This is a genomic window from Bradyrhizobium sp. JYMT SZCCT0428 (genome assembly GCF_018131075.1).
Lineage (GTDB): Bacteria > Pseudomonadota > Alphaproteobacteria > Rhizobiales > Xanthobacteraceae > Bradyrhizobium.
In genome coordinates, this window is the sequence record NZ_JAFCLS010000051.1 from 49,508 (window position 1) to 59,132 (window position 9,625).

Sequence of the window (9,625 nt, forward strand, 5' to 3'; positions counted from 1 at the left end):
TCTCCTGCTAGCCCAGGCCGCCATCGACCGTGAAGCACTGGCGCGTAATTCGGCTGCTCTCGTCGGACGCCAGAAACAGCGCCATGCACGCGATGTCGTCGGGCGTCACTGCGTCGGGAATATCCTGACGCGTGCGAAGCTCGGCGATCTTCTGCTCGTCAGGATACCACAGCCGGCGCTGGCGCTCGGTGATCACCATGCCGGGCGCGATGGCGTTGACGCGGATGCGGTCGGGTCCGACCGACCGGGCCAGGGAATTGGTGAAGCCGACAATCGCCGCTTTCGCCGCCGCATAGACCGGCAGCGCCGGTGCGCCGCGCGTCCATGCCACGGACGACATGTTGATGATCGAACCGCCGCCGCGGGCCTGCATCTGCGGCACCACGGCCTGTGCGGCGAAGAAAACGTGCTTGAGGTTGACGGCGATCGACCAGTCGAATTCCGCCGGCGTCACCTCTGACAGCACCTGGCGCTGGTCGTTGGCGGCGTTGTTGACCAGCACCGCGGCATCGCCGAACGCGGCATGGACCTTGGCCATCGCGGCGCGCAAGGCGTCGATATCCAGCAGGTCGCAGGGCACGAACAGCGGCGCCGAACCGAATGCGTCCGTTACCTCGCGCACCAGCGCTTCGCCGGCGGCGGCGTCGATGTCGAGGAACGCGACGCGGGCCTGTTGTGCGGCGAACGCCCGCACGAACGCGGCGCCGATGCCGCTGGCGCCGCCGGTGATCAACACGACACGGCCTGCAAGGCTGGGGTAAAGGGCATGGGTCATGCGATCAGGCGCTCCGTCACCGGGTCGAACAGGCAAATCCGGCGCGTGTCGAGCGCGAAGGCGGCAAGCTTACGGGGCTCAGGCCTGATGTCCGGCGAGATGCGCGCCAGCACCTGCTCCCCGCCGAGCCGCAGCAACACGATGGTCTCTGCGCCGGTGGGCTCGACCATCTCGACCGGCGCCTGGACGACGATCGGGGCGCCCGATGCGCCCGAAAAACTGCGGCTGCCCTCGGCAATGCATTCCGGCCTGATGCCAAGCACCACGTCGCGGCCGACAAAGGCCGCCGCCGCCTCGTACCCCTGCAGTCGAAGGCGGACCTCGTCCGGCCGCCCGGCGCCGATCACCACCACCGGCCCGCCATCTTCTGCTTCGAGCCGCGCCGCCATCGTGTTCATCGGCGGCGAGCCCATGAAGCGTGCCACGAACAAATTGGCCGGATAGCGGTACACCGTATCCGGATCGGCGAATTGCTGCACCTCGCCGTGATGCATGACGGCGATCCTTGTTGCCATCGTCATCGCCTCGATCTGGTCGTGGGTGACGTAGACGATGGTGGCGCCGATGCGCTGGTGCAGCCGCTTGATCTCCATCCGCATCTCGACGCGCAGTTTGGCGTCGAGGTTGGAGAGCGGCTCGTCGAACAGGAACAGCAGGGGATCGCGCACCAGGGCCCGCCCCATCGCCACGCGCTGACGCTGGCCGCCGGACAATTGCGACGGCTTGCGGCCGAGCAACGGCTCGATCTGCAGCAGGCGCGCGACATTCGCCAGCGCCTTCTCCTGCTCCGCCTTCGGAACATGGCGGCATTCCATGCCGAAGGTGATGTTCTGGCGCACCGTCATCGACGGATAGAGCGCGTAGGACTGGAACACCATCGCGATGTCGCGGTCCTTTGGTGCAATGTCGTTGACGACCCGTCCGCCGATTTCCACGGTCCCGGCGCTGGGGCGGTCCAGCCCGGCAACGATGTTGAGCAAGGTGGATTTTCCGCAGCCGGATGGTCCGACCAGCACGGTGAATTCGCCGCTCTCGATGTCGAGGTCGATCCCCTTCAGCACCTCCAGATTGGCGTACCGCTTCGATAGGCCACGAATGCTCAACGCTGCCATGACTTCCCCTTCAATGACTTTCCCTTCATTTCACGGCGCCGGCGGTAAGGCCGCGTACGAAGTATTTGCCACCGATCAGATAGATCAACAGGGTAGGCAGGGCCGCGATCATCACCGCGGCGCTTTGCACGCCATGATGCGGGATATCGGCGACCGCGGCCGAGAGCGCGATCAGCGCAGCGGTGACCGGCTGCTGTTGGCCGGTCGTGAATGTCACGCCATAGAGGAACTCGTTCCAGATATGGGTGAACTGCCAGATCACGGTGACAACCAGGATGGGCGGCGAGAGTGGGAGAATGATGCGCCAGAAAATGCGAAAGAACCCCGCGCCATCGATGCGCGCGGCCCTTATCAACTCCTGCGGGATGGCAACGTAGTAGTTTCGGCAGAACAGGACGGTAAAGGAGAGCCCCTGGATCGTGTGGATCAGCACCAGGCCCGTTAGCGTGTTCATCAGCCCGGTATCGCGCAGCACGATGGTCCAGGGCAGCAAGCGCATCTGCTGCGGCAGGAAGATGCCCAGCGTGACGATGCCGTAGATCCAGCTGTCGCCGCGAAAGCGCCAGAGCGAAACGGCGTAACCGGCGACCGCACCAAGCAGGGTGGAAAAGATCGTCGCGGGAATGGTCACGAGCGCGGAGTTCAACATGTAGGGGCGGATGCCGACACAGGTCTGCGCGACGCAGAAGTCGGACCAGGCTGTGAGGTAGTTGCCAAAGGCCCACTGCCGCGGCCAGCCGATCATCGAGGTCTGGACGATTTCCTCGTTGCTGCGCAGCGAATTCAGCACGACGACGATTAGTGGTACGAGCCACGCCGCCGCGATCAGCGAAACGACGAGATAGATCAGCATGCGGCTCGGCGCGAAGGTTCGATCACGCATGGGGGGCCCGACGTCGCTGGAGATATTGCCACGCCGCGTAAGGCAGCAGCACCGAGAGAAGAATCAGCAACATCAGCACGGCCGCGGCCGCCCCCCGGCCGAGCAGGTTGCGTTGGAACATCAGGTCGTAGACGACAAGGGCCGGCAACTGGGTCGCGATTCCAGGGCCGCCGTTGGTCAGCGCGCGGACGAGGTCGAAGGTCGAAATGGCGAACTGCAGCTGGATCACGATGACAGTTATGGTGATCGGCCAGAGCGTCGGCAGGATGACGCGCCGGTACATCCGGACCGGTCCGGCGCCGTCGATCTGCGCCGCCTTGATCAGGTCGGCATCGACGGACCTGAGGCCGGCGAGGAAGAGCGCCATGGCGAAGCCCGAGGATTGCCAGATCGCAGCGATGACGATCGTCCAGATCGCCATGTCGCGGTCGATCAGCCAATCGAACCGGAAGGAAGTCCAGCCGAAATCGTGGACGAGCTTCTGGATCCCGATGCCGGGATTGAGCAGCCAGCTCCAGACCGTGCCGGTGACGACGAACGACACCGCCAGGGGGTAGAGGAAGATGGACCGCAGCACGTTCTCGCCGCGAATGCGCTGATCGAGCAGGATCGCGAGTATGAGACCCGTCACCAGGCTGAGCAGCACGAACGCACTGCCGAACAGCAGCAGATTGTCGAAGGCGACTTGCCAGTTCCGCGACGCCAGAACCGAGGTGTAGTTGCGCAAACCGACCCAGCCCGACACCGGGACCAGCGTGGACGGCGTGAACGAGATCCAGATGGTCCACAGCGAAAACGAAACGAGGTGCGCGGCCGATAACAGCAGCGGTACCCAGATCGTCAGATACTCGGGCAGCCGGCGCACCATTTCTGGTGTCGTCGGCCGCCCTGCTCGCGGTGCCGCGGCGTCTGTCAACGCGCGCTCTCGACGGCCTCGGCGAGGCGGGTGACCGCCTGCTCCGGCTTGATCGTCTTGTTCTTCACATACTCCGTGATCACGTCGATCAACGCAGCGGTGAGTCCGTTTTCCTGTGCCATGTTGTGCGCGACGCTGAGAACCGCCTGATTGCTGGCGATCGCGTCTTTCAGCGCGGCTGCGGTTCGGCGTTGACCGTCCGACCAGCCTTCGCCGGAAAGATCAACATCGGTGCGCACGGGTATCGATCCCGTGATCTGCGAATACATGGTCTGGATGGCGGGATCCATGACGAGTTGCGCCATCAGCGCCTGGCCGGCTTGCAGGTCGGGCTCCTTGCGCTGCCAGAATATGAACGCGTCGGCATTCAACAGGAACACCGGCTTGCCGTTGTCGCTGGGGCCGGGCGCAATCATGAAGTCCTCGAACTTGAAACCGGCATTGCGCAACACGCCCTGCGCCCACCCGCCCATGATCATCATGCCCATGTCGCCGTCGACGAAGCGCTTCAGGTTGGTCGAAAAGTGCCGGGCGCCGACGTTGGGGTCCATCCAGTCGGCGATCTTGCGTACCTGCACGAAGGCGGCTTTGACCTCGGGGCCCTCGAGGGCCTTCTTGTCGAGGTTCATGATGGCTGCGCGGTATGCGGCGGGACTGATGCCTGCCAGGGAGGCCTCGAACTTCTGCCCGTCATCGGGGCGGGTGCCGCCGTTGGCGATGGGATAGGCGACCCCGCCCGCTTTCATCTTTTCGGCCAGGTCGTTGAAGTCTGCCCATGTGACGGGGATCTTGTCGGCCTTGGCCTTGTCCATCGCGCGCTTGGACAGAAACAGCATGTTGGTGCTGTAGATCTGCAACGGCAGCGCAATCCACTTGCCGCCGGGCTTGTGCAGTTTCGCAAGGTCCGGGGCAACGACCTTTTCGTAGCCGGCGGCAGCGACCAGCTCATCGAGGCTCACCGTCGGGGCGATCTTCGACCAGGCCGCAATCTCGGGTCCCTTGAGCTGCGAACAGGCCGGCGGATCGCCGGCCATGATCTGGGCGCGCAGCTTGTTCATCATTTCGGTGGTGAACCCGGGAACCGGCGAATGTTGCCAGACGCCGCCCCTCTCCTCGAATTTCTTGCCGAGCGCCGTGATGGCCGCGCCATCGCTTCCCGCGGACCATTGCGAGATCGCGGTCAGGCGCGGCTTGGTCGCCCCTTGCGCGTGGGCAAACGCCGGCAGTGCGAGCGTGGCAGCGGATCCAGCGAGCAGACGACGCCTTGTGATCATTGGCATGGTACGTTCCTCCCGGTTTCAAAACCTTGACGCGTTGGCCGCGTCGTTCATTGCTTGTCAGGCGGCCTCCGCCGATGAGACCGGCATGCCACCGCGGCAAGCCAGACAGCAGGCTGCAAAGGCCAGCGCGGCATTCGGATCATTGCCGCTCGAAGGCGGCACGAAAGCGAGTGATACCTGGGCGAACTTCCGCCCGCCCATCACGCAGGCATCGATCCCGTCGATCAACGCCTTTCGATCTGCTTCCGCGAGAACAGACGGCCAGCCGCTGATGGCCACGCCGGCACAAGGCTTGACGTTCAGCGTATTGCCGATCGCAAGGCCAAGCCGGAACAGCCGGCGCCTCAGTTCCTGTCGCACGCGGGCGGAGATCGAAATTGCATTCACCCACTCATCGCCGAGCTGCAGCAATTCCGGCTCGCCAACACCGAGAAGCCCGGCCAATGCCGGAAGCGACGTATAAGCCTCGATACAGCCATGGTGGCCGCAGCGGCAGGGCGGACCGCCATCGCCGAACACCATGTGGCCGAGTTCGACCGGCTGCAACGCATCGGCCTCGATCGGGTCGTCCATCCAGGCGCCTGCGACGCCCTGGCCGACAAAGACGAACAGATGCGGGCCGGCAAACGGATAATCTTCCGTGCGGCAGCGATGAAACGTGGCATGCGCCACGACCGAATTGGTGATCGCGACCGGCACGTCCGCAAACATCTCGCCAAGCATGCCGCGAACGCGCTTGACGTCACACGGAATGATCGGATTGACGAGCTCGCTCAACCGGCCAAGCCCCGGGACCGAAACGCCGATCTGCGACAGCTGAACCCGATGCTGCCGCGTCCAGTCCTGCAGCGATTGCAGCGCCTGGTGAAACAGCCGGCTGACGGATTTGACGGTCGGCGATTTCGGCAGAGGCAGACGTTCGGTATAATGCAGCTCGCCGGAAAGCCCGCCGACCCCAACGGTCAGCCGCTCGCCGGTCAGCTCGATGGCGGCCAGCCTTACCGAGCTGTCGAGAGATACCAAAGCGGTCGGGCCACCGAAGTAAGGCACCGGCCGCCTGACTTCCTCGATCAGGCCCTCCGCCTTCAGATCAAACAGGATGCGCGACAGGCTCGCCTCGGAGAGGCGCACGGCCCTGGCCAAAGGCGGTCGAAACATGCCGCCCGACTGAAGCAGATGCCCCAGAATGGCCGCACGCGTTTGCCGCCGACTTCTCGGCTGCTCCGGCATTTCCGTCCCTGTCGTCATTCTTACTTAGTGTAAGAATGTGCGCGCGAAACATTTCAACTGTCAAGGCGCTTGCCGGCTCAAGGCATGTGTTGTGTGCGCGGCAGCAAAATCGAGGGCGCGGACGTTTGGTTCGAAGCTGGCGGCTCATTGATCTGCATCATGTGCGCCCTTCGCAAACCCGCATTGCCGCGCAACTGATATGCCGCCGCTGCGAACTGCGCCGAGATGACGAACGCGAGCAGTTGTGATCTATCTGTCGCTGTACCGCGGGCCTTGAAATCAAAATAAAATCCGGCATCGACGCCCGCGTCCAAAAACGGTGGATCACTTGATGGCTGCAATCTATCCAGATCTCGAGGGCAAGTCTGTCCTGGTCACGGGCGGTGGGTCGGGGATAGGCGCGTCGATCGTGCGTGCCTTCGCGCGGCAGAAGGCCAAAGTCGGATTTCTGGACATCGCCAGAGATCCTTCGACGCGGTTGGTCGATGAACTCGCTGCACAGGGCTTTGCAGTCCGATATGAATATTGCGATGTGACCAATATCGATCATTTACGCGCCGCGATCGGCCGGATCAGGGCCGGCATTGGGCCGATTCGCGTGCTGATCAACAACGCGGCGCATGATGACCGGCATTCGGTCGAGAGCGTCACGCCGGAATACTGGGATGACAGAATTGCCGTCAATCTGAAGCACCAGTTCTTTGCCGCTCAAGCCGTCCTGCCGGACATGCAAGCCGGGAAAGACGGCGCTATCGTCAATTTCGGATCGATCTCCTGGATGACCGCGCAGGGCGGGATGCCGGTGTACACCGCTTCGAAGTCGGCCGTGCTTGGATTGACGCGCGGGCTCGCGCGCGATTACGGCGCCTGGAATATCCGCGTCAACGCCGTCGTTCCCGGCTGGATCATGACGGAACGTCAGATCGAAAAATGGGTCACGCCGCAAGGCGAGGCCGATCTGATGAAGGCGCAGTGCCTGAAGCGCAAACTCTACCCGGACGACATCTCCCGGGTCGTGGTGTTCCTGGCCTCGGAAGAGGCGAGCGCGTGCACCAGTCAGCACTATGTCGTCGACGGCGGGAGAGTGTGAAGGACGATTTTGAGCCAGGCGTATCTGCCTAGGCGCCAGCCAGGACGTCGCGCACGTCGAGGCGTTCCCCGTCCGGTTTGCTGACGTAAAGATGGTCAGCCAGCACCGATTGCATGTTCTCAAACATCGAATAGAGGTCGTCACAATAGACTGACGGATTGTCGTAGCCGTTCTTTTTGGAGAAACGATGCGGAAGGTAGCCGCCGCCGCAGGCGTTCATGAATTTGCACTGCTGGCATTTCGCGGCAAGTTGGATGGAAGCGTCGCGCGCGGCCTTCCAGCGCGGCTCGTTTCTGACGTCGTCGATGGCATGCTCGAAAATATTGAACTTGGTCTGCGTGAGGCCGTCGCCGGCAATCCGCAGCACATCGTGCGCTTCGACGGAACCGTCGGTCATGACCGTGCAGAGTTCGATCGGTTTGTAGCCCACGCCCTCAGTCGGCGAATTGTTGCCGAGCATGGCGGTGATCATGTCGCTGATGATCCGGATGTTGGCCGTGGGCTTGGTCCGGTTGGCCTCCAGCCACAGGTCGAACAGGCCGTTGTAGAACGAACCAACGGACGCGGGGGTCTCGTCCACCGTCGCGTCGGGGATCATGATGTCGTAGCTGGAAATTCCGCATTCCGCGAAAAACTCGACATATTGTTTTGGCGGGTAAGCGGGATTGCAGACGGCAAGGGCGGTCATGCCGATGTCGCGCGATGCAAGCATCCGTGCGGCCCGTTCCGCCGCGGCGTGGGTGCCGGTGCCCTGAAACGTCTTGCGGTGAATGTCGTGAATGTGTTCCGGCCCATCCAGGCTGATCGCGACGGAAATGTTCCGAGTCTCGAAACAGTCCAGCCATTCATCGTTGATCAGCACGCCATTGGTGGTTACCGCGATCGGTATGTCGCAACCGGTCCGTGACGAAATGCCTTCGCAGGCCTCGGCAAAACGGTGGAAATTTTCAACTCCCCACAGCAGGGGTTCGCCGCCGTGCAGAATGATCGGGAAATCGATGAGGGAATACCTGGCGACGTGCTCTTCGATGCGCAGCAACAATTGCTGCAGCACTTCGTCACTCATCAGCTTCGGCTTGTCATAAACAGCCGCGTCGCGAAACCAGTAGCAATAGGAGCAGTCGATGTTGCATCGCGAGGCAACCTTGACAAGCAGCTGCGAGATCGGCTGCTCCTGGAAGCCGACCGCATCTGCCAAAGCATCTGTTGCGTCAGCCGACATGCCGATACCGGATGGCCTCAAGGAAACCATGAAGCAAAGCTAGTACTGGAAAAGCCTAGTACCGGATAAATCCGCCCCGGCGGAATCCGCCACCGCCGTAGTATCCGCCGCCTCTACGAAAACCACCGTAGCCTCCGCCGCCGCGAACAAAACCGCGTCTGAAGTAAACTTCGGTCGGTGTGACACCATTTTGCCCACGCAGATCACTCAGCAACGCCTCGATGCCCTGATGATCGCTCTGGATCGTTGCGCCCGGCCCATGCAGTTGCAGGACAGTCGATAGAACCTTCAGCGTGGTAATCGGCATGCTGTGCTCCGTTTTCTTGCGACGCAGTAAAAGGGTCGAACGAAGGCTGGTGTATCAATCAGCTGAGCAGCAGGAGATTATACCAATTCCATTGTTGCGGCAATGTGGCGAACTATTCGTTCAAAGAAGGTTTGGGGTACTTCATCTTGAAGTTGATCGATGGGGGTACGAGAGCGGCCGGCGGCCGTGCCGCTATCCCGTTGCTTTCCCTATCCTCTTCTTAAGTCCGAAAATGCTGCAGATGCGCAGATGCCTGGTCTGGGGGCGCAAACTTTAAACTGGGCCAACATCCGGCATGCCTTGGAGAGGGATTCTCCCGCGGGATCAAGCTGGGTCTGCCTCCAGCGGTATGTATGGGTGGATCAAGGGCTGGTGAAACCGACCACGGGGATCGGGACCGTCAGCCGATGATCAGTCCGCCGTCCGCATGAGCAGTTCGAGTACCTCGTCGAGAATTCGCTCCCGCTTGAATTCGATCAGCTTGTCGCGGCTTGCCGATGACCGGCCGGGGAAAGCATCAGCGTGCCCTGCAGAGGTGAGTTGATTTTGAGCGCCGCCTCCGTCTTGAGTCTGCCCGACGGGCAAATCAGTTCTGTTTTACGGAAATCATGTCAAGCCCCGAAATAAAAAATATTTCTGTTTACCAGAATGGCAAATCAGGGATGTTTGTTTGGCCATCCCGTCCTACTCAGAAGGGCGTCGGCCGTCGTCACGGACGTTGGACGGGTTGCGGTGGACGCTGGTTTGCGCTGAGACGATGGCGTGGACTAAGCGTACGGCAAAACCGTGTGGTCCTGGCGCCCGTTGCAG

The 9,625-nt window shown here is 62.1% G+C and carries 10 protein-coding genes; 1 reads left to right on the forward strand and 9 read right to left on the reverse strand.

Annotated elements, in window-relative coordinates:
- Nucleotides 1-7: 7 nt before the first annotated feature.
- The 7 genes from JQ575_RS35840 to JQ575_RS35870 form a co-directional block, all read right to left on the reverse strand.
- Entirely contained in the window at nucleotides 8-775 is a 768-nt protein-coding gene (locus tag JQ575_RS35840) for an SDR family NAD(P)-dependent oxidoreductase (protein WP_212037914.1), read from the reverse strand.
- Entirely contained in the window at nucleotides 772-1,887 is a 1,116-nt protein-coding gene (locus JQ575_RS35845) for an ABC transporter ATP-binding protein (RefSeq protein ID WP_212037915.1), read from the reverse strand. The genes JQ575_RS35840 and JQ575_RS35845 overlap by 4 nt, the downstream gene beginning before the upstream one ends.
- A 25-nt stretch (nucleotides 1,888-1,912) precedes the next feature.
- Nucleotides 1,913-2,770, reverse strand: coding sequence for a carbohydrate ABC transporter permease (locus JQ575_RS35850; protein WP_212037916.1), 858 nt, complete (start codon nucleotides 2,768-2,770; stop codon nucleotides 1,913-1,915).
- Nucleotides 2,763-3,638 (reverse strand): carbohydrate ABC transporter permease, encoded by an 876-nt coding sequence (locus JQ575_RS35855; RefSeq protein WP_212037925.1) that lies wholly within the window; start codon nucleotides 3,636-3,638, stop codon nucleotides 2,763-2,765. Before JQ575_RS35855 ends, JQ575_RS35850 begins: the two co-directional genes overlap by 8 nt.
- Nucleotides 3,639-3,682: 44 nt before the next feature.
- Nucleotides 3,683-4,966: an ABC transporter substrate-binding protein gene (locus tag JQ575_RS35860; protein WP_212037917.1), complete on the reverse strand. Its 1,284-nt coding sequence runs from the start codon at nucleotides 4,964-4,966 to the stop codon at nucleotides 3,683-3,685.
- A gap of 57 nt (nucleotides 4,967-5,023) precedes the next feature.
- The gene (locus JQ575_RS35865; RefSeq protein WP_212037926.1) at nucleotides 5,024-6,196 is read right to left on the reverse strand and encodes an ROK family transcriptional regulator; all 1,173 of its coding nucleotides are present in this window, start codon (nucleotides 6,194-6,196) and stop codon (nucleotides 5,024-5,026) included.
- A 77-nt stretch (nucleotides 6,197-6,273) separates the two neighbouring features.
- A complete protein-coding gene (locus tag JQ575_RS35870) occupies nucleotides 6,274-6,537 on the reverse strand; it encodes a hypothetical protein (protein ID WP_212037928.1) in 264 nt (87 codons plus the stop codon).
- Here JQ575_RS35870 and JQ575_RS35875 point away from each other — a divergent pair.
- Entirely contained in the window at nucleotides 6,528-7,286 is a 759-nt protein-coding gene (locus JQ575_RS35875; RefSeq protein WP_283813458.1) for an SDR family NAD(P)-dependent oxidoreductase, read from the forward strand. The two genes, JQ575_RS35870 and JQ575_RS35875, sit on opposite strands and share 10 nt — an antisense overlap.
- 28 nt (nucleotides 7,287-7,314) lie before the next feature.
- On the opposite strand, the gene JQ575_RS35880 is transcribed toward JQ575_RS35875, so the two are convergent.
- On the reverse strand, nucleotides 7,315-8,508 hold the full coding sequence (locus tag JQ575_RS35880; protein WP_212037919.1) for a radical SAM protein: 1,194 nt from the start codon (nucleotides 8,506-8,508) through the stop codon (nucleotides 7,315-7,317).
- Nucleotides 8,509-8,563: 55 nt separating this feature from the next.
- Complete coding sequence (locus tag JQ575_RS35885) at nucleotides 8,564-8,815, reverse strand: hypothetical protein (protein ID WP_212037920.1); 252 nt, start codon at nucleotides 8,813-8,815, stop codon at nucleotides 8,564-8,566.
- Nucleotides 8,816-9,625 lie beyond the last annotated feature (810 nt).

Excerpts from the sequence above, each read along its gene's own strand:
- JQ575_RS35850 (WP_212037916.1), bottom strand. The coding sequence starts at position 2,770 with ATGCGTGATCGAACCTTCGCGCCGAGCCGCATGCTGATCTATCTCGTC.
- JQ575_RS35855 (WP_212037925.1), bottom strand. The coding sequence starts at position 3,638 with ATGGTGCGCCGGCTGCCCGAGTATCTGACGATCTGGGTACCGCTGCTG.
- JQ575_RS35865 (WP_212037926.1), bottom strand. The coding sequence starts at position 6,196 with ATGCCGGAGCAGCCGAGAAGTCGGCGGCAAACGCGTGCGGCCATTCTG.
- JQ575_RS35885 (WP_212037920.1), bottom strand. The coding sequence starts at position 8,815 with ATGCCGATTACCACGCTGAAGGTTCTATCGACTGTCCTGCAACTGCAT.
- JQ575_RS35880 (WP_212037919.1), bottom strand. The coding sequence starts at position 8,508 with ATGTCGGCTGACGCAACAGATGCTTTGGCAGATGCGGTCGGCTTCCAG.
- JQ575_RS35840 (WP_212037914.1), bottom strand. The coding sequence starts at position 775 with ATGACCCATGCCCTTTACCCCAGCCTTGCAGGCCGTGTCGTGTTGATC.
- JQ575_RS35845 (WP_212037915.1), bottom strand. The coding sequence starts at position 1,887 with ATGGCAGCGTTGAGCATTCGTGGCCTATCGAAGCGGTACGCCAATCTG.
- JQ575_RS35875 (WP_283813458.1), top strand. The coding sequence starts at position 6,528 with ATGGCTGCAATCTATCCAGATCTCGAGGGCAAGTCTGTCCTGGTCACG.
- JQ575_RS35860 (WP_212037917.1), bottom strand. The coding sequence starts at position 4,966 with ATGCCAATGATCACAAGGCGTCGTCTGCTCGCTGGATCCGCTGCCACG.